General features: G+C 71.6%; 15 protein-coding genes. 7 read left to right on the top strand and 8 right to left on the bottom strand.

The genetic code is table 11. The features are described 5' to 3' along the window. Positions 1-107: 107 nt before the first annotated feature. The 3 genes from IEZ19_RS20395 to IEZ19_RS20385 all read right to left on the bottom strand — a co-directional run bounded on the left by IEZ19_RS20395 (position 108) and on the right by IEZ19_RS20385 (position 7,315). Entirely contained in the window at positions 108-1,571 is a 1,464-nt protein-coding gene (locus tag IEZ19_RS20395; RefSeq protein WP_189312670.1) for a glutamate synthase subunit beta, read from the bottom strand. Further along, a complete protein-coding gene (gltB, locus tag IEZ19_RS20390; protein ID WP_189312752.1) occupies positions 1,564-6,180 on the bottom strand; it encodes a glutamate synthase large subunit in 4,617 nt (1,538 codons plus the stop codon). Before gltB ends, IEZ19_RS20395 begins: the two co-directional genes overlap by 8 nt. Before the next feature lie 403 nt (positions 6,181-6,583). Further along, positions 6,584-7,315 (bottom strand): VIT1/CCC1 transporter family protein, encoded by a 732-nt coding sequence (locus IEZ19_RS20385; protein WP_189312669.1) that lies wholly within the window; start codon positions 7,313-7,315, stop codon positions 6,584-6,586. A gap of 239 nt (positions 7,316-7,554) precedes the next feature. Here IEZ19_RS20385 and IEZ19_RS20380 point away from each other — a divergent pair, with 239 nt between their 5' ends. The 7 genes from IEZ19_RS20380 to IEZ19_RS20350 all read left to right on the top strand — a co-directional run bounded on the left by IEZ19_RS20380 (position 7,555) and on the right by IEZ19_RS20350 (position 15,431). After that, entirely contained in the window at positions 7,555-8,670 is a 1,116-nt protein-coding gene (locus tag IEZ19_RS20380) for an ADP-ribosylglycohydrolase family protein (RefSeq protein WP_189312668.1), read from the top strand. Between the two features lie 190 nt (positions 8,671-8,860). Continuing rightward, positions 8,861-9,976, top strand: a complete 1,116-nt coding sequence (locus IEZ19_RS20375) for an ADP-ribosylglycohydrolase family protein (protein ID WP_189312667.1) — start codon at positions 8,861-8,863, stop codon at positions 9,974-9,976. A gap of 8 nt (positions 9,977-9,984) precedes the next feature. Then, positions 9,985-11,160 (top strand): ADP-ribosylglycohydrolase family protein, encoded by a 1,176-nt coding sequence (locus IEZ19_RS20370; RefSeq protein ID WP_189312666.1) that lies wholly within the window; start codon positions 9,985-9,987, stop codon positions 11,158-11,160. Next, complete coding sequence (locus IEZ19_RS20365; RefSeq protein ID WP_189312665.1) at positions 11,148-12,521, top strand: ADP-ribosylglycohydrolase family protein; 1,374 nt, start codon at positions 11,148-11,150, stop codon at positions 12,519-12,521. The genes IEZ19_RS20370 and IEZ19_RS20365 overlap by 13 nt, the downstream gene beginning before the upstream one ends. After that, complete coding sequence (gene rbsK / locus IEZ19_RS20360) at positions 12,518-13,411, top strand: ribokinase (protein ID WP_189312664.1); 894 nt, start codon at positions 12,518-12,520, stop codon at positions 13,409-13,411. The genes IEZ19_RS20365 and rbsK overlap by 4 nt, the downstream gene beginning before the upstream one ends. After that, positions 13,408-14,622, top strand: a complete 1,215-nt coding sequence (locus tag IEZ19_RS20355; RefSeq protein WP_229840495.1) for a CaiB/BaiF CoA transferase family protein — start codon at positions 13,408-13,410, stop codon at positions 14,620-14,622. The genes rbsK and IEZ19_RS20355 overlap by 4 nt, the downstream gene beginning before the upstream one ends. Further along, entirely contained in the window at positions 14,619-15,431 is an 813-nt protein-coding gene (locus IEZ19_RS20350) for an HpcH/HpaI aldolase/citrate lyase family protein (RefSeq protein ID WP_189312663.1), read from the top strand. The genes IEZ19_RS20355 and IEZ19_RS20350 overlap by 4 nt, the downstream gene beginning before the upstream one ends. Before the next feature lie 57 nt (positions 15,432-15,488). Here IEZ19_RS20350 and lgt read toward each other — a convergent pair whose 3' ends face one another. From lgt to trpM, 5 genes are all read right to left on the bottom strand, one after another. Next, a complete protein-coding gene (gene lgt / locus IEZ19_RS20345; RefSeq protein WP_189312662.1) occupies positions 15,489-16,475 on the bottom strand; it encodes a prolipoprotein diacylglyceryl transferase in 987 nt (328 codons plus the stop codon). 89 nt (positions 16,476-16,564) lie between these two features. Further along, complete coding sequence (locus tag IEZ19_RS20340) at positions 16,565-17,341, bottom strand: DsbA family protein (RefSeq protein WP_189312661.1); 777 nt, start codon at positions 17,339-17,341, stop codon at positions 16,565-16,567. Positions 17,342-17,474: 133 nt separating this feature from the next. Beyond that, positions 17,475-18,293 (bottom strand): tryptophan synthase subunit alpha, encoded by an 819-nt coding sequence (gene trpA / locus IEZ19_RS20335; RefSeq protein ID WP_189312660.1) that lies wholly within the window; start codon positions 18,291-18,293, stop codon positions 17,475-17,477. Next, positions 18,290-19,579 carry a tryptophan synthase subunit beta gene (gene trpB, locus IEZ19_RS20330; protein WP_189312659.1) on the bottom strand — a complete coding sequence of 430 codons (1,290 nt, stop codon included), beginning with the start codon at positions 19,577-19,579 and terminating at the stop codon, positions 18,290-18,292. The genes trpA and trpB overlap by 4 nt, the downstream gene beginning before the upstream one ends. A 60-nt stretch (positions 19,580-19,639) precedes the next feature. After that, positions 19,640-19,888, bottom strand: a complete 249-nt coding sequence (trpM, locus tag IEZ19_RS53500; RefSeq protein WP_373297015.1) for a tryptophan biosynthesis modulator TrpM — start codon at positions 19,886-19,888, stop codon at positions 19,640-19,642. Positions 19,889-19,899 lie beyond the last annotated feature (11 nt).

Here is a 19,899-nt window from a genome sequence, read left to right as displayed (position 1 = left end):
GCGACGGCGCCTGCCCCTTCGTCCGGTCGGGGACTGGGGCAGGCGCCGTACTGTGTTCCGTACGCCCTTGTACGGGACGTCTTTTGACGTGGTGCTCAGCCGGGCTGTCAGACCACCAGCGCGCGGTCCGTCGGGCGGATCGGGGCCGGGAGGTCGCTGGCGCCGGTCAGGTAGCGGTCGACGCCCTTGGCCGCCGAGCGGCCCTCGGCGATCGCCCACACGATGAGCGACTGGCCGCGGCCCGCGTCACCGGCGACGAACACGCCCGGCACATTGGTCCGGAAGTCGGCGTCGCGGGCGACGTTGCCGCGCTCGTCGAGCTCCAGGCCGAACTGCTCGACCAGGCCGTTCTCACGGTCGGTGCCGGTGAAGCCCATGGCGAGGGTGACCAGCTGGGCGGGGATCTTGCGCTCCGTGCCCGGCTTCTGGGTCAGCCTGCCGTCGACGAACTCGACCTCGGCCAGGTGCAGCCACTGGACGTTGCCGTCCTCGTCGCCCTCGAAGTGGGTCGTGGACGCCGAGTAGATGCGCTCGCCGCCCTCCTCGTGGGCCGAGGTGACCTTGTAGAGGATCGGGAAGGTCGGCCAGGGCTGGTTCGTCGCGTGCCGCTCGTCGTTCGGGCGGGACATGATCTCCAGCTGCGTGACGGAGGCTGCGCCCTGGCGGTGGGCGGTGCCCACGCAGTCCGCGCCGGTGTCGCCGCCGCCGATGACGACGACGTGCTTGCCCTCGGCCGAGAGGGGCGACACCACGTAGTCGCCCTCCTGGACCTTGTTGGACAGCGGCAGGTATTCCATCGCCTGGTAGACGCCCTTCAACTCCCGGCCGGGGACGGGGAGATCGCGGGCGGTGGTGGAGCCGGCGGCGATGACGACCGCGTCGTACCGCTTCTTGAGGTCGGTCGCCATGAGGTCGCGGCCGATCTCGACGCCGGTGCGGAAGCGGGTGCCTTCCGCGCGCATCTGCTCGATACGGCGGTTGATGTGCCGCTTCTCCATCTTGAACTCGGGGATGCCGTAGCGCAGGAGGCCGCCGACGCGGTCCGCGCGCTCGTACACGGCGACCGTGTGGCCGGCCCGCGTCAGCTGCTGGGCTGCGGCGAGGCCCGCCGGGCCCGAGCCGATGACCGCGACCGTCTTGCCGGACAGCCGCTCGGGGATCTGCGGGGCGACGTCACCGGTCTCCCACGCCTTGTCGATGATCGAGACCTCGACGTTCTTGATGGTGACCGGCTGCTGGTTGATGCCGAGCACGCACGCCGACTCGCACGGGGCGGGGCACAGCCTGCCCGTGAACTCCGGGAAGTTGTTCGTGGCGTGCAGCCGCTCGGAGGCCTCGGTCCAGTCCTCGCGGTAGGCGTAGTCGTTCCACTCCGGGATCAGGTTCCCGAGCGGACAGCCGTTGTGGCAGAACGGGATGCCGCAGTCCATGCACCGGCTGGCCTGCTTGCTGATGATCGGCAGCAGGGAGCCGGGGACGTAGACCTCGTTCCAGTCCTTGACGCGCTCACCGACGGGACGGGTCTCGGCGACCTCACGGCCGTGGTTCAGGAAGCCCTTCGGGTCAGCCATTGATCGCCGCCTCCATCATCTTCTCGGTGATCTCGGTCTCGGACAGACCGGCTCGCTCGGCGGCGTCCTTGGCGGCGAGCACTGCCTTGTAGGTGCTGGGGATGATCTTGCTGAAGCGGTCGACCGCCGTGTCCCACTCGGCCAGGAGCTTCTCGGCGACCGTCGAGCCGGTCTCCTCCTGGTGACGGCGCACCACGTCGTGCAGCCACTGCTTGTCGCCCTCGCTGAGCGCCTCGACCGACGCGAGGTTGCCGGCGTTGACGTTGTCGCGGTCGAGGTCGATGACGTACGCGATACCGCCCGACATGCCGGCCGCGAAGTTGCGGCCCGTCTCGCCGAGGACCACCGCGTGACCGCCGGTCATGTACTCGCAGCCGTGGTCGCCCACGCCCTCCGCGACCACCAGCGCACCGGAGTTGCGGACACCGAAGCGCTCGCCCGTACGGCCGCGCAGGAACAGCTCGCCGCCCGTCGCGCCGTACGCGATCGTGTTGCCCGCGATCGTCGAGTACTCGGCGAGGTGGTCGGCGCCCCGGTCCGGGCGGACGATCACGCGGCCACCGGAGAGGCCCTTGCCGACGTAGTCGTTGGCGTCGCCCTCCAGGCGCAGCGTGACACCACGCGGCAGGAAGGCGCCGAAGGACTGGCCGGCCGAGCCGGTGAAGGTGATGTCGATGGTGTCGTCGGGCAGGCCCGCGCCACCGAACTTCTTCGTCACCTCGTGGCCGAGCATGGTGCCGACCGTGCGATTGATGTTGCGGATCGCGACCTGGGCGCGCACCGGCTGGGCGTCGATGGCGCTGGAGGCGGCCAGGGCGTCGGCGGCGAGCTTGATCAGCTCGTTGTCCAGGGCCTTCTCCAGGCCGTGGTCCTGGCCGACGATCTGGTGGCGCACCGCGCCCTCGGGCAGCTCGGGCACGTGGAACAGCGGCGCCAGGTCGAGGCCCTGAGCCTTCCAGTGCTCCACCGCACGCGTGACGTCGAGCGCCTCGGCGTGGCCGACGGCCTCCTCGATGGAGCGGAAGCCCAGCTCGGCGAGGATCTCGCGGACCTCCTCGGCGATGAACCGGAAGAAGTTCACGACGTACTCGGCCTTGCCGGCGAACCGGTCGCGGAGGGTCGGGTTCTGGGTGGCGATGCCGACCGGGCAGGTGTCCAGGTGGCAGACGCGCATCATGACGCAGCCGGAGACGACGAGCGGCGCGGTCGCGAAACCGAACTCCTCGGCGCCGAGCAGTGCGGCGATGACGACGTCACGGCCGGTCTTCAGCTGGCCGTCCGTCTGGACCACGATCCGGTCGCGCAGGCCGTTGAGCAGCAGGGTCTGCTGGGTCTCGGCGAGACCGAGTTCCCAGGGACCACCCGCGTGCTTCAGCGAGGTCAGCGGGGAGGCACCGGTGCCGCCGTCGTGGCCGGAGATGAGGACCACGTCCGCGTGTGCCTTGGAGACACCCGCGGCGACCGTGCCGACGCCGACCTCGGAGACCAGCTTGACGTGGATCCGCGCCTGCGGGTTCGCGTTCTTGAGGTCGTGGATCAGCTGGGCCAGGTCCTCGATGGAGTAGATGTCGTGGTGCGGCGGCGGGGAGATGAGCCCCACGCCCGGCGTCGAGTGCCGGGTCTTCGCCACCCACGGGTACACCTTGTGGCCGGGCAGCTGACCGCCCTCGCCGGGCTTGGCGCCCTGAGCCATCTTGATCTGGATGTCGTCCGCGTTGACCAGGTACTCCGAGGTCACGCCGAAGCGGCCGGAGGCGACCTGCTTGATCGCGGAGCGGCGCGCCGGGTCGTACAGGCGGTCCGGGTCCTCGCCGCCCTCACCGGTGTTGGACTTGCCGCCCAGCTGGTTCATGGCGATGGCCAGCGTCTCGTGCGCCTCGCGCGAGATGGAGCCGTACGACATGGCACCGGTGGAGAAGCGCTTGACGATCTCGGAGACCGGCTCGACCTCGTCGATGGAGATCGGCTGCCGGTCCGACGTGAAGCCGAACAGGCCGCGCAGCGTCATCAGGCGCTCGGACTGCTCGTTCACCCGGTCCGTGTACTTCTTGAAGATGTCGTAGCGGGCGGTGCGCGTGGAGTGCTGGAGGCGGAAGACCGTCTCCGGGTCGAACAGGTGCGGCTCGCCCTCGCGGCGCCACTGGTATTCGCCCCCTATCTCCAGGGCGCGGTGGGCGGGCGCGATGCCGGAGGCGGGGTACGCCTTCGCGTGCCGGGCGGCGACCTCCTTGGCGATGACGTCGATACCGACGCCGCCGATCTTGGTGGCCGTACCGTTGAAGTACTTCTCCACGAAGGCCTCGTCGAGACCGACGGCCTCGAAGACCTGGGCGCCGCGGTAGGAGGCGACGGTCGAGATGCCCATCTTGGACATGACCTTGAGGACGCCCTTGCCCAGCGCGTAGATCAGGTTGCGGATGGCCTTCTCGGACTCGATGCCCGGCAGGAACGTCCCTGCACGGACCAGGTCCTCGACGGACTCCATCGCCAGGTACGGGTTCACGGCGGCGGCGCCGTAGCCGATCAGCAGGGCGACGTGGTGGACCTCGCGGACGTCACCGGCCTCGACGAGCAGGCCCACCTGGGTGCGCTGCTTGGTGCGGATGAGGTGGTGATGGACGGCCGCGGTGAGCAGCAGCGAGGGGATCGGGGCGTGCTCGGCGTCCGAGTGACGGTCCGACAGGACGATCAGCCGGGCGCCGTTCTCGATGGCGGCGTCGGCCTCGGCGCAGATCTCGTCGATGCGCGCGGCGAGGGAGTCACCGCCGCCGCCGACCCGGAAGAGACCGGACAGCGTCGCGGCCTTGAAGCCGGGCATGTCGCCGTCGGCGTTGATGTGGATGAGCTTGGCCAGCTCGTCGTTGTCGATGACCGGGAAGGGCAGCACGACGGAGCGGCAGGAGGCGGCCGTCGGGTCGAGGAGGTTGCCCGACGGGCCGAGCGACGAGCGCAGGGAGGTGACCAGCTCCTCGCGGATCGCGTCCAGCGGCGGGTTGGTGACCTGCGCGAACAGCTGGGTGAAGTAGTCGAAGAGCAGGCGCGGGCGCTCGCTCAGCGCGGCGATCGGCGAGTCCGTGCCCATCGAGCCGATCGGCTCGGCGGCGGACTTGGCCATCGGCGCGAGGATGACGCGCAGCTCCTCCTCGGTGTAACCGAAGGTCTGCTGGCGGCGGGTGACCGAGGCGTGGGTGTGGACGATGTGCTCGCGCTCGGGCAGGTCGCCCAGCTCGATCTCGCCGGCCTCGATCCACTCCGCGTACGGCTGCTCGGCGGCGAGGGTCGCCTTGATCTCGTCGTCCTCGATGATGCGGTGCTCGACCGTGTCGACGAGGAACATCTTGCCGGGCTGCAGCCGGCCCTTGCGCACGACCCGGGAGGGGTCGATGTCGAGGACGCCGACCTCGGAGCCGAGGACGACCAGGCCGTCGTCGGTGACCCAGTAACGGCCGGGACGCAGACCGTTGCGGTCGAGGACCGCGCCGACCTGGGTGCCGTCGGTGAACGTGACACAGGCCGGGCCGTCCCAGGGCTCCATCATCGTGGAGTGGAAGTTGTAGAAGGCGCGCCGGGCCGGGTCCATGGAGTCGTGGTTCTCCCACGCCTCCGGGATCATCATCAGCACGGAGTGCGGCAGCGAACGCCCACCCAGGTGCAGGAGTTCGAGCACCTCGTCGAAGGACGCCGAGTCGGAGGCGTCCGGCGTACAGACCGGGAAGATGCGCTCCAGGCCCTTGTCGCCGCTGTATCCATGGTCGGCAGAGCCGAACAGGTCGGACACGAGCTGGGACTCGCGGGCACGCATCCAGTTGCGGTTGCCCTTGACGGTGTTGATCTCACCGTTGTGCGCGACGAAGCGGTAGGGGTGCGCGAGCGGCCACGACGGGAAGGTGTTCGTGGAGAACCGGGAGTGCACGAGCGCGATCGCGGAGGCGAAGCGGCGGTTGGACAGGTCCGGGAAGAAGGGCTCGAGCTGGCCGGTGGTCAGCATGCCCTTGTACACGATCGTGCGGGCCGAGAGCGACGGGAAGTAGACACCGGCCTCGCGCTCGGCGCGCTTGCGCAGCACGAAGGCCTTGCGGTCGAGGTCGATGCCCTCCGACTGTCCGTCGGCCACGAAGACCTGACGGAAGGCGGGCATGGTCGACCGGGCGGTGGCGCCGAGGAGGTCGGGGGCGACGGGGACCTCGCGCCAGCCGAGGACCGTCAGTCCCTCCTCGGCGGCGATCGTCTCGATCCGTGAGACGGCGTCCTGAGTCCCGTCCTCGGGCAGGAAGGCGATGCCGACGGCGTACGCCCCGGCTGCGGGGAGGTCGAATCCGGCCACCTCACGGAAGAAGGCGTCGGGCACCTGGGAGAGCAGGCCCGCACCGTCGCCCGAGTCGGGCTCGGAGCCGGTCGCGCCGCGGTGCTCGAGGTTGCGCAGCACGGTGAGCGCCTGCTCGACCAGCGCATGGCTCGCCTCACCGGTGAGGGTGGCCACGAAGCCGACGCCGCAGGCGTCGTGCTCGTCGCGGGGGTCGTACATACCCTGCGCGGCAGGGCGAGCATCCATGAACGACCAGTTCTGGCCATTTGTGGAGTGCTGGGACGGCTGGCGCGGCGTACGCATCGGCTCTCCCGTCGTCGTCATGTGGCTGGAAGCGCCTCCCAGGCTCTTAAGGCTCTGGGGGAGCATGTGCCGAGGGACGACGTTGGCCCTCTGCGGGGGTGCAAAATTTCGTGCAGGTTACATGATGGGGGCGGATCTCGGGAACCGAATACTCCGTTCCAACATGCGGACGTCGCCGGGTGGCGGGGGGTACGCGCACGGCGGCGGAAAGTCTGTGGGGGCCGACGTGGACAGATCGGTGTCTGTCGGCCCGAAGGAGCGGGGGGAGCGTCGCCGCCCACCTCGCGGGTGCACCGCAGGCGTCATTGCGCGCAGCGCTTACGGCTCATGCCCGGTGGTTAAGCATTCGAAACCAGCGGGTAACCGGCTACTTATGCCGCCCAACGCATAAGTAGCATGCGATCTATCCTACGGCCGTTCCGAACAGAGTGCCCAAGGCGTAGGTCACACCGGCCGCTGCGCCACCCAGGGCGAGCTGCCGCAGACCGCTGAACCACCAGGTCCGCGCGGTCACCTTGGCCACCACGGCACCACAGCCGAACAGCCCGGCGAGCGCCAGCAGCACGGCCGGCCACAGCGCGGTCGCGCCCAGCAGATACGGCAGTACGGGCAGCAGGGCACCGAGCGCGAAGGCACCGAACGACGACACGGCCGCGACGAGCGGCGAAGGCAGGTCGCCCGGGTCGACGCCCAGCTCCTCACGGGCATGTATCTCCAGGGCCTGCTCGGGGTCGGCGGACAGCTGCCGTGCGACCTCGCGGGCCAGCGCGGGCTCGACACCCCGGGCCTCGTAGAGCGCGGCGAGCTCCGCCTCCTCGTCCTGGGGGTGCTTGCGCAGCTCGCGCCGCTCGACCGCCAGCTCGGCCTCGACCAGTTCACGCTGGGAGGCGACGGAGGTGTATTCACCGGCCGCCATCGAGAAGGCACCGGCGGCGAGTCCCGCGAGGCCGGTGATCACGATCGTCTGGTGGCCGACCGAGCCACCGGCGACGCCGGTCAGCAGGGCGAGGTTGGAGACGAGGCCGTCCATCGCACCGAAGACGGCGGGGCGCAGCCAGCCGCCGTTCACATCGCGGTGCGTGTGGTTGTCTCTGTGCGCCTCGTGCAGCGCCGCCTCGGTATCGATGATGGCCATGAGAGTCCCCCAAAGAGCTTCATTGGACACGTTCTACTTTTCGACAACACCGAACGTACGCCCATAATTTCGTCCCTGCCAGCAAGGAAAGGCTGGGCTAACCTGCTGCTTTACCCTTTCTTGCTCATCCGTGAAGAGCTATGCGCAGATGTCGACCGGGTGATGCTGGGGCGCGCGGTGCTCACGCGCGCCCCTCCCGTGGGACACATCCGCCAAGGTCCCCGACGGAGAGGCAGCCCATGGCATCGATCGCCTGCGTCCCCTCGGCCCCGGCGCCCGGGGACGCCGCCGAACTGCGCGAGCGGGCCCGCGGCGCGCTGCTCGGCCTCGCCGTGGGGGATGCTCTCGGAGCGCCCGCCGAGAACATGAAGCCCTCCGAGATCCGCGCCCGGTGGGGCCGTGTCACCGGATACGTGGCCGCGAAGCCGTCCGGCACGGACGACACGGAGTATGCGATCTTCTCGGGGCTGCTGCTCGCCCGGCACGGCTCGGCGCTCACCCCGGCGCATGTCGAGGCGGCCTGGCACGAGTGGATCGCCGACCGCGACGAGGGGCCCTTCCGGGGCGCGGGCTTCAGCGAGCGCGGCACGCTGGAGAATCTGCGCCGGGGACTGGCCGCGCCCATCTCGGCCCAGCACCGCCATGCCTGGAGCGACGGGCTCGCGATGCGGGCGGCGCCGTTCGGGGTGTTCGCGGCGGGCCGGCCCGCCGAGGCGGCCCGCCTGGTGGCGATCGACGGCTCGGTCAGCCACGACGGCGAGGGCATCTACGGCGGCCAGGCGGTGGCGGCCGGGGTCGCGGCGGCCATGGCGGGCGCACCGACCATCGCGGTCGTCGCCTCCGCCCTGGCCGTCGTACCGGACGACTCCTGGACGGCCCGTTCGCTGCGGCGGGCCGTGGCCGTGGCGCACCGCGGGGAGCGCGCGGTGCGCTCCGCCGTCGTCATCGGCGGCTACCCCTGGACCGACCTGGCGCCCGAAGCGGTGGCCCTCGCCTTCGGGGCGTACGCGGCGGCCGACGGGGACTTCCGGCAGGCCGTCCTGACCGCCGTCAACATGGGCCGCGACGCCGACACCACGGCCGCGGTGGCGGGCGCCCTGGCCGGCGCGACCCAGGGCGCGGCGGCGATCCCGGCCGACTGGGCCGCGGCGATCGGCCCGGCGCGCGGCACCTGTCTGCCCTCCATGGCCGGCCACCACGTCCTGGACGTGGCGGAACTGCTGGTGCCGGAGGAGGGCGGGAAGTGGGGCGCGGGCAGGGGCGATCGAACACCGGAGGTCGTCCGGCACGAGGAGTGCCAGACACCGGATCCACAGGCGTACGTCCTGGCGGACGAGCACGAGGTACGGCCGTGAACCGCAGACCCTCCCACAAACGCCCGCAACCCACAGGCACACGCCCTGGCCGACCAGCGCTGGGTGCGGCCGTGAGGCGCGGGCCGTCGCACCGGCGCCCACGGCTCGCTTCCCCTGCGCCCTGCACCCACCGGCACGGCCCGCCGGCCCCGCGCCGTACGGCCCCCCACACGGACGACGAGGTGCGCGCATGACCCGTCGTATCGAAGGTCTGCTCCTCGGGCTGGCCGCCGGGGACGCCGCCGGATGGCCCGCCGCGCGGCACCGGGCCGCGCGGATGCCGGAGTGGACGCGGCGGCTCACCCGTGAGCTGGACAGCTTCGCCGAGCAGAACGCGACCACGACGCTCCCGGTCCCCATCGCGCTCAACCAGCCCCCGGAGCCGCTGCGCCTCGGCCCCTCCGACGACGCCGAGTGGGCGGCGTTCGCGGCGGAGGCGGTGCTGCGGGCCGGGGACGACAGCACGCTCGGCGATCTGAGCCGGGAGCGCCGTACCCGCGCCGCCATCGACCTGACCTGGAGCGCCGTCGCCTCCGAGGTGGCCGCGGCCGCCGACCGCGCGCCCGAGATCGAGTCGGCGGTGCTGCCGTTGCGCGCCCGGATCTCGGTCCGCGCCGGACTCGGCAACCTCGCCACCGGTCTGCGCCCGCCCGCCACCGGCCACGACAACCCGCACTACTTCGACGACGCGGCGTGCGTACGGGCCTGTGTCCTCGCCGTGGCCCACCCCGGCGACCCCGAACGCGCCGCGGATCTCGCCGAGTTCGACGCCCGCTACACCCAGGACGGCGACGGTGTGCACGGCGCCCGGGCCATCGCGGCGGCGCTCGCGCTGGCCCTCGCCGGAGCCGGGGTGGACGCGTGCGTCACGGCCGCGCTCGCCGAACTGCCCGAGGGCACGGAGATCGCCCGCAACGCCCGGCACGCGCTGGTCCTCGCCCGTGCCACCGAGTCCGCCTTCGCCCTGATCCCGCTGCTCGAGCACCAGATCGTGGACCACGTCTACAGCTACGGCATCGCCGCCGCCGAGACGGTCCCGGTCGCCCTGGCCCTGGCCACCGCCGCGTGCGGCCGGATCGCCGAGGCCGTGCCCGCGGCGGCCTGTCTGTCCCGGGTCGCCGACTCGGCCCCGGCCCTCGTGGGCGCCCTGACCGGAGCGCTCGGCGGCGGCGACGCGATCCCGGAGGCCTGGCGGGACGCCTGCCGCATCCTCTCCGGCTGCGCGCTGCCCCGCCTCACCGGCACCGACCTCGTGGAACTCGCCGAACTCCTGGAAGCCGCACAACCGGCCCTTCCAGGAGGATGATTCGGGATATGACGCCCAAAGGAGAAGAAAGCAGCGGAGCCGGTCTCGAGGAGCGGATCACGGGAGCGCTCGTAGGAGCGGCCGTCGGCGACGCCCTCGGCGGCCCCGTCGAGGGCTACTCCCCCGACCAGATCCTTCAGCGCCACGGCGGCCGCGTCCACGGCATCGTCGACCCCTGGAACGGCGACGCCTGGCGCACCGCCCGCCCCATCGCCCCGTACCACAAGGGCGACGGCCACGTCACCGACGACACCTTGATGACGCATGCCCTGGTACGGGTGTACGCGCACGTCCGCGACCACCTTGACGCCTACGCGATCGCCGAGCACCTGGTCCCGGACCTGATGACCACCCCGCGCTGGATCCCGGAACTGGAAGCGGAGGCGCTGCCGCTCCAGCGCGTCTTCCTGGCCGAGAAATGGCTGGTGACCCGGCTCCACTACGGCCATGTGGACCCCCGGGAAGCGGGTGTCGGCAACATCGTCAACTGCGGCGCGGCGATGTACATGGCCCCGGTCGGCCTGGTCAACGCGGCCGACCCGGCCGCCGCGTACGCCGAGGCGCTGGACGTCGCGGGCGCGCACCAGTCGTCGTACGGCCGCGAGGCGGCGGGTGTCTTCGCGGCGGCGGTCGCGGCGGCCGGGTCGGCCGGTGCGTCACCGGAGTCGGTGGTGTCCACGTGCCTGGCCCTGGCGAAGGACGGCACGCGGACGGCGATCGAGAAGGTCTGCGCAGCCGCCGCCCGCCACGGGGACTTCGAGTCGGCACTGGGACCGATCCGGGAGGCGGTGGCCCCGTACGACACGGTCGGCCCCGACTACCGCTCCCCCTCCCTCGGCGCCCGCCGCCCGTCCCGCCTGCACTCGATCGAGGAACTCCCCGTCGCCCTGGGCATGTTGCTGGTCTCCGGCGGCGACTACCGCCGGGCGGTCCTGGGTTCGGTGAACTACGGCCGCGACTGCGACTCCATCGCGACGATGGCGGGCGCGCTGGCCGGAGCCCTGGGCTCACCGGTACCGGAGGAGTGGTCGAAGACGGTCGCGGAGGCGAGCCGCCTGGACCTGTGGGAACCGGCCCGGACGCTCACCGAGGTGACCCGGGAGATCTTCACCCGGGACGTGCAGCACCGCCGGGCCCATGAGCGGGCGTTCGCACAGCTCGGAGGCCCGGGATGCTCCGATTGACCTGGGTCCAGCCGGAGGACCTGGTGTCCCACGAACTCCGCCAGGCCCGCCAGGACGGCCGCGAGCCTTCGGCGATCGAGGCAAGGTGGCGTGCGGCGGGCGGGCCGGAGGCACCGGCACGGGCGGGCGCGTCACCGACTCGCGCGTCCCCCTATCTGCGGCTGCTGGCCGAGGATCTGCTGGACGAACTGGCCGATCTGCCCAGCGGGTTGAGGGACGACGAGCCGACGGAGCTGACGAGGATCAGGGCTCTATGCCCCTCTTGGCCGCCGTCCCCGCCTGCGCCCACCCGCTCACCGGCCCCCACCCCCCGCGCCCTCGAAGCCGCCTGGCTCGGCAGGGCGGTCGGCTGCCTCCTGGGCAAACCCGTCGAAAAACTCCCCCTCCACGGCATCCGCCAACTGGCCAGGTCCGCAGGCAACTGGCCCCTCCATACCTACTTCACAGCAAAGGGCGTCCCCGAGGAACTACTGACGGCCCACCCCTGGAACCGCCGCTCGGCCACCACCTCCCTCGCCGAGAACATCGACGGCATGCCCGAGGACGACGACCTCAACTACCCGCTCCTCAACCTCCTCCTGATGCAGCGTCACGGCAGAACCTTCACCACCACGGACGTCGCAAAGCTCTGGCTCGACGAACTCCCCGCGGGCCGCACGTTCACCGCCGAGCGCATCGCCTACCGCAACCTCCTCTCCGGCGTCGAACCCCCGTACGCGGCCCGCCACCGCAACCCCTTCCGCGAATGGATCGGTGCCCTGATCCGAGCCGACGTCCACGGCTGGACCAACCCCGGCGACCCGGCGACCGCAGCCGAACAGGCCCACCGCGACGCCACCCTCACCCACACCGCGAACGGCGTGTACGCCGCCATGTTCACCGCCGCCGTCATCGCCACCGCAGCCACCGGCACGCACGACATCCACACCTGCATCCAGTACGGCCGCACGGTGATCCCGCCCCGCTCCCGGCTGGCCGAGGCGATCGACCACGCCCTCCAACTTGCCCACATCCACGAGGACTTCGACGACGTGGTCGACGAACTCCACGCCACCCACTCATCCACCTACCACTGGGTCCACGCCATCCCCAACACCGCCCTGATCGCCGCCGCCCTCACCCACGCGAACGGGGACTTCACCGGCTCCATCTGCCGTGCCGTGTCCGGCGGCCTGGACACCGACTCCAACGGCGCCACCGCGGGCGGCATCGCCGGCCTCCTCGCCGGCACCCCCGCCGCCCTCCCCGACCGCTGGACCGCCCCGCTCAAGAACCGGCTCGCCACGTCCGTCGCCGACTTCAACGGCACCGGCTTCGACTCCCTCGCCCACCTCACCCACCTGGAGGCGACCCGCCCATGACCCATATCGCCGTACTCGGCAGCACGAACATGGACCTCGTCGCGTACGTGGAGAAGGCCCCGCAGCGCGGAGAGACGGTGACGGGACGGGAGTTCCGTACGATCCCCGGCGGCAAGGGCGCCAACCAGGCCATGGCGGCGGCCCGCGCGGGCGCCACCGTCTCGATGATCGGCGCGGTCGGCAACGACGCCTTCGGCACCCGGCTGCGCGACACCCTCGAACACTCCGGCGTGGACACCGACTCGCTGCGCACCGTCGAGGGCCCGTCCGGCACCGCGCACATCGTCGTGGACGACGAGGGCGGCAACGCGATCGTCGTGATCCCCGGCGCCAACGGCACCGTGGACCACCTGACCCCGGGCGACGAGGGCGTGATCGCCTCCGCCGACGCCCTGCTGCTGCAATTGGAGATCCCCCTGGACGGAGTCCTCGCGGGTGCCCTGGCCGCACGCCGGCACGGTGTGCGCACGGTACTCACCCCGGCCCCGGCCCGGCCCCTGTCGGCCGAACTCCTCGCCGCCACCGACCTGTTGGTCCCCAACGAGCACGAGGCGGCCACCCTCACCGGCCGCACAGACCCGCGCGACGCGGCCCTCTCCCTGCTCGACCAGGTACCGGAGGTGGTCGTGACGCTCGGCTCGGTCGGCTGCCTGTATCTGCAACGGGACGCGGAGCCGCTCGTGGTCCCGGCGCCCCGGGTGACCGCCGTGGACTCGACGGGCGCGGGCGACACGTTCGCCGGGGCGCTAGCGGTGGCTCTCAGCGAGGAACGTCCCATCCGCGAGGCGCTGACGTGGGCGGCCGCGGCGGCGGCGATCTCCGTGCAGCGGGAGGGGGCGTCGGTGTCGATGCCGTACCGCCCGGAGATCGAGGCGTTGTACACGGCATGAACACGATGAACGGGTTGCACGACACCCCCCGCCCCCTCGACGGCCTGCGCGTCCTCGATCTCGCCACGCTGTTCGCCGGTCCCCTCGCCGCCACCCTGCTCGGTGACTTCGGCGCCGAGGTCATCAAGGTCGAGCATCCCCGCAAGCCCGATCCGTCCCGCGGGCACGGCCCGGCGAAGGACGGGATCGGCCTGTGGTGGAAGCTGCTCGGCCGGAACAAGCGCACCATCACCCTCGACCTGTCCCGGCCCGGCGGCCGGGCCACCCTGCTGCGGCTGGCCGCCACGGCCGACGTGATCGTCGAGAACTTCCGCCCCGGCACCCTGGAGAAGTGGGATCTGAGCTGGGAGGAGCTGTCCGCCGCCAATCCGCGGCTGATCCTTGCCCGGGTCACGGCCTTCGGCCAGTTCGGCCCGTACGCGCACCGGCCCGGCTTCGGGACGCTCGCCGAGGCGATGAGCGGCTTCGCGGCGATCACCGGGGAGCCGGACGCCCCGCCGGTGCTGCCGCCGTTCGGCCTCGCCGACTCGATCGCGGGCCTGGCCACGGCGTACGCGGTGATGACGGCACTGGCGGCACGGGAGCGCACCGGTGAGGGCCAGGTCGTCGACATGGCGATCATCGAGCCGATCCTGACCGTGCTCGGCGCTCAGCCCACCTGGTACGACCAGCTCGGCCACGTCCAGGAGCGCACCGGCAACCGGTCCGCCAACAACGCCCCGCGCAACACCTACCGCACGGCCGACGGCTCCTGGGTCGCCGTCTCCACCTCCGCCCAGTCGATCGCCGAGCGCGTGATGCACCTGGTGGGCCGCCCGGAGCTGATCGACGAGCCGTGGTTCGCGACGGGCGTGGACCGGGCCGCGCACACCGAAGTCCTCGACGCGGCGGTCGGCACCTGGATCGGCGCCCGCACCCGCGACGAGGTGCTCGCGGCCTTCGAGAAGGCGGAGGCCGCGGTGGCGCCGATCCAGGACGTACGGGACGTGATGACGGACCCCCAGTACGCCGCCCTGGACACCGTCACGACCGTCGACGACCCGGAACTGGGCCCGCTGCGCATGCAGAACGTCCTGTTCCGGCTGTCCGCCACGCCGGGCGGGATCCGCTGGGCGGGCCGCCCGCACGGCGCGGACACGGAGGCTGTCCTGACCGAGCTGGGCCTCACCGCGGCAGAACTCGACGGCCTGCGCGAGGAGGGCGTCCTGTGACCCCGTTCCCGCTCACCTGGCTGTACGTCCCCGGCGACCGCCCGCACGTGGTCGCCAAGGCGCTGGCCTGCGGCGCGGACGTGGTGGTGATCGACCTGGAGGACGCGGTCGCGCCCGACCGCAAGGAGTACGCCCGTGACGCGACGGCCGAGCTGCTGTCCGAGCCGCAGCCGGTGCGGGTGCACGTCCGGGTCAACGGTACGGAGGGGCCGTGGGCGGCGGCCGATCTGCGGGCCATGGCCGAGCTGCCGGGTGTGTCGGGACTGCGGTTGCCGAAGGTGACGTCCGCGGAGGAGGTGGTGCGGGTCGCGCGGGGCACGGGCCTCGCGCTGTACGCCCTCCTCGAAACGGCCCTGGGCATCGAGCGCGCGTACGCCATCGCCACCGCGCACCCCTCGCTGCGGGGCATTTCCCTGGGCGAGGCGGACCTGCGGGCCGACCTGGGCGTACGCGAGGACGCGGGCCTCGACTGGACCCGCTCCCGGGTCGTGGTCGCCGCGCGGGCCGCGGGCCTGGCTCCGCCGCCTCAGTCGGTGCACCCCGACATCCGTGACCTGGAGGGCCTGGCCGCTTCCTGCGCCCACGGCCGCGCCCTGGGCTTCCTGGGCCGCGCCGCCATCCACCCCCGACAGCTCCCGATCATCGAGCGCGCCTACCTCCCCACGGAGGCGGAACTGGAACAGGCGGAAAAGATCGTCAAGGCGGCAACGAACGACCAGGGAGCCCAGGCCCTCCCGGACGGCAGCTTCATCGACGCGGCGGTGGTGACGGCAGCGCAGCGCACCCTGTCCCTGGCGAACCGGCCGTGACGTGCGACGAGGGCGCCCGGAGAACCCCGGGCGCCCTCGTCGTCGTACGGCCGACGGTCAGCTCTTCTTGGCCCCGGATTCCGCCTCTGCCTGGGCCTCGTCCTTCGCCTCCGGCACCTCGTCGTCCTCGGGTTTCGTCAGCTCGACGGCGTCCGCGTCGGCGTCGGCCTTGTCCTTGGCCTCCGGCTTCGCCTCGACGACAGCCTCGTCCCCGGGCTCCCCGTCCACGACGCCCGGTTCGACCACCGCTTCCCTGCCGGGCCGGCGCTTCGCCGAGACCACGATGTACGTCACGGCCAGCAGGAACACGATCAGTGCGGTCCAGTCGTTGAGGCGCAGCCCCAGGACGTGGTGGGCGTCGTCGACGCGCATGTACTCGATCCAGAAGCGGCCCACGCAGTACGCGGCGACGTACAGCGCGAACGCCCGGCCGTGCCCCAGCTGGAAGCGGCGGTCGGCCCAGATCACCAGCAGAGCGACGCCGATGCACCAGAGGGACTCGTACAGGAAGGTCGGGTGGTAGTAGCCCGGCACCCGGCCGCCCTCGGACGAGGTGATGTGCAGCGCCCATGGAAGGTGCGTCTCGCGCCCGTACAGCTCCTGGTTGAACCAGTTGCCCCAGCGGCCGATCGCCTGCGCGAAGGCGATACCGGGCGCGACGGCGTCGGCGTACGCCGGCATCGGGATGCCCCGGCGGCGGGCGCCGATCCACGCGCCCAGCGCACCGAGCGCGATCGCGCCCCAGATGCCGAGGCCGCCCTCCCACACCTTGAAGGCGTTCACCCAGTCACGGCCGTCGCTGAAGTACAGCTCGTAGTCCGTGATCACGTGGTAGAGCCGGCCGCCGACCAGGCCGAAGGGCACGGCCCAGACCGCGATGTCGGCGACCGTGCCGGACCGGCCGCCGCGGGCGATCCAGCGCCTGTTGCCGAGCCAGACGGCAACGAAGACGCCGATGATGATGCAGAACGCGTAGCCGCGCAGCGGAATCGGGCCGAGGTGCAGCACCCCGCGCGACGGGCTGGGAATGTAGGCAAGTTCCATGGCAAGGTCGACGCTACCGTGCCGGACCGGGCACACGGCAAACAGCCCGGCTACGGGTCCATAACGGGGACGGGGAAACGCTCACCCCCTCACCGCCGGTTCGCGGCCTCCACCAGTTGCTTGAGCTTGGCCGGGGTCATGCTCTGGTCCTGGTAGATGTTCTTGCCGTCGAGCAGGACGGTCGGTGTGCCGGTGAAACCGCCCGCCTGGAAGGCCTTGTTGGACTTGGCGACCCAGCTGTCGTGGGTGCCGTCGTCGACACACTTCTGGAACGTGGGCGTGTTCAGCCCCTGGACCTTGCCCGCCAGCTCGATCAGCTTGGCGTTGTCGGCGAAGGCGTCGTCCGTCTCCTTGGGCTGGTTCTCGTACAGCACGTCGTGGTAGTCGCGGAACTTTCCGGCGCTCTGGGCGCAGGCGGCGGCGTTGGCCGCGCGCAGGGAGCCGCTGCCGCCGACGTTGCCGTCGATCAGCGTGACCAGGTGGTACTCCACTCTGAGCTTGCCCGCGTCGGTCAGTTCGTGGAGCGTCGGGCGATACGCCGTCTCGAAGGCCTGGCAGGCCGGGCAGCGGAAGTCCTCCCACACCGTGAGCGTCGCCCGGGCGCTGTCCTTGCCGACCGGGATCGCGAGACTGTCCTTGCCCTGGGCGCCCGAGGGCGCCACGACCGGGCCCGCGTTGTGGCTGGACTTGTTCTTGCCCGCGTTCGCGGCGATCACCCCGATCACCGCCGCCAGTCCCAGGACGCAGACGACGCTCGCGCCCACGATCAGCGCGCGCCGCCGCCTCTCCGCGGCCTTCTGCTTCTCTCGCTCGACCGCCAGCCGCTGGCGGGCATTGCGCTTTCCGTCACGGTTCTTCTCGCTCACACCCCCAGAACGAACCGGGGAGGCGCAGCGCGCCTCCCCGGTCCCAGGTCCACCCGTTCGAGTGACTCGCGTGGAATGTCCCTTACGTCACGCCTGCTCAGGAACGCGCGTCAGGCCTCTTCACGCACGTACGTCAGCCCTCTCCGCGCACACCCTTAGCCAGCTCACCGGCGAGTTCCCGTACGGCCTCGACGCCGGCCTCGTGGTCGGGCGCGTCCAGCATCCGCTTCACGAAGGCCGAGCCGACGATCACGCCGTCGGCGAAGCCGGCCACCTCGGCGGCCTGGGCCCGGTCGGAGACCCCGAGCCCGACGCAGACGGGCAGGTCGGCGCCGGTGGCCCGGGTGCGTTCCACCAGGTCCTGGGCCTGCGTGCCGACAGACTCGCGGGTGCCCGTGACGCCCATCAGGGAAGCCGCGTAGACGAAGCCGCTGCCCGCCGCGGTGATCTCGGCGAGCCGCTCGTCCTTGCTGCTGGGGGCGACGACGAAGACGGTCGCGAGACCGTGCTTCTCGGCGTGCTCGCGCCACAGCACGGACTCCTGGACCGGCAGGTCGGGCAGGATGCAGCCCGCCCCGCCCGCCTCGGCCAGCTCGGCGGTGAACCGCTCGACGCCGTAGCGGTCGATGGGGTTCCAGTACGTCATCACGAGCACCGGCTTCCCGGTGGCCGCCGACGCCTCACGGACCGTACGCATGACGTCCGCGATCCTGACCCCGCCGCGCAGGGCGATGTCGTCGGCGGTCTGGATGACGGGGCCGTCCAGGACGGGGTCGCTGTGCGGCAGCCCGACCTCGACGACGTCGGCGCCGCCGTCGAATACGGCCTTGATCGCCTCGATGCCGCCGTCCACGGTCGGGAACCCGGCCGGCAGGTAGGCGATGAGCGCGGACCGTCCCTCGGCCCTGGCGCCGGCGAGGGTGTCGGTCAGCAGGTGGATGTTTCCGCTCACTTGGCGTCCCCCTCGATCTCGGCGGTGTCGGCCTCGTTGGCCTCGACCGCGGCGTCCACGCCGTTGTCGTACAGCCCGAAGTAGCGGGCGGCGGTGTCCATGTCCTTGTCGCCGCGGCCTGACAGGTTGACCACAATCAGCCCGTCCTTGCCCAGCTCCCTGCCGACCTCGAGGGCACCGGCCAGCGCGTGCGCGCTCTCGATGGCCGGGATGATGCCCTCGGTGCGCGACAGCAGGCGCAGGGCCTGCATGGCCGCGTCGTCGGTGACCGCGCGGTACTCGCCGCGGCCGCTGTCCTTGAGGTAGGAGTGCTCGGGGCCGATGCCCGGGTAGTCCAGACCGGCCGAGATCGAGTACGGCTCGGTGATCTGGCCCTCGTCGTCCTGCAGGACGTAGGAGCGGGAGCCGTGCAGGATGCCGGGCTCGCCGGCGGTGAGGGTGGCCGCGTGCTCGCCGGTCTCCACACCGTGTCCGGCCGGCTCGCAGCCGATGAGGCGGACGCCCTCGTCGGGGATGAACGCATGGAAGAGGCCGATGGCGTTGGAGCCGCCGCCGACACAGGCGATCGCGGCGTCGGGCAGCCGGCCCGCGCGCTCGAGGAGCTGGCGGCGGGTCTCGACGCCGATGACGCGGTGGAAGTCGCGGACCATGGCCGGGAAGGGGTGCGGTCCCGCGACGGTGCCGAACAGGTAGTGGGTGCGGTCGACGTTGGCGACCCAGTCCCGGAACGCCTCGTTGATCGCGTCCTTGAGCGTACGGCTGCCGGACTTCACGGCGACGACCTCGGCACCGAGCATGCGCATCCGGGCCACGTTGAGGCCCTGCCGCTCGGTGTCGATCTCGCCCATGTAGACGGTGCAGTCGAGGCCGAACAGCGCGCAGGCGGTCGCGGTCGCGACGCCGTGCTGGCCGGCGCCGGTCTCCGCGATGACGCGGGTCTTGCCCATGCGCTTGGTGAGCAGGGCCTGGCCGAGCACGTTGTTGATCTTGTGCGAGCCGGTGTGGTTGAGGTCCTCGCGCTTGAGGAACACGCGGGCACCACCGGCGTGTTCGGCGAAGCGGGGGACTTCGGTGAGGGCGCTGGGGCGGCCGGTGTAGTTGACCAGCAGATCGTCGAGTTCGCGGGCGAACTCGGGGTCGTGCTTGGCCTTGTCGTACTCGACGGCGACCTCGTCCACGGCGGCGACGAGGGCCTCCGGGATGAACTTGCCGCCGAATGCCCCGAAGTAGCCTTCGGGGCTTGGCACCTGACCCTCCGGGTCGGGGTAGAAGAACTCGCTGGGCATGCGGATACCTCACGGTGAGTGCGTGTGAAAAGACACTGTTCGCCGTGGGGGCAGGGCTTTTCAGCCGGCTGCGGGCCGGCTGTGGCTTGTCGCGCCCACGCGACGCAGTCGCATGTTCGGATACAGCCCCGCGCCCCTCACGGGGCGCTGCCATCGCATGCCGTTGACCTGCCCGGGTTCGTCTCCGATGACATAGCGGACCCTGCGGCCGTGCACCCTTCGTGCAGGGGCGCGGCAGCCACGGGGGCGGCAGCCGCGCGCCAGGCGGGCGTACCGGTCCGTGGTTGTCCGGGAGGTCGTCGGAGTCATCGGTGGTCAGC

The organism is Streptomyces brasiliensis, from assembly GCF_014647875.1.
Taxonomy (GTDB): Bacteria; Actinomycetota; Actinomycetes; order Streptomycetales; family Streptomycetaceae; genus Streptomyces; species Streptomyces brasiliensis.
This window is presented reverse-complemented; position numbering and strand designations above follow the sequence as displayed.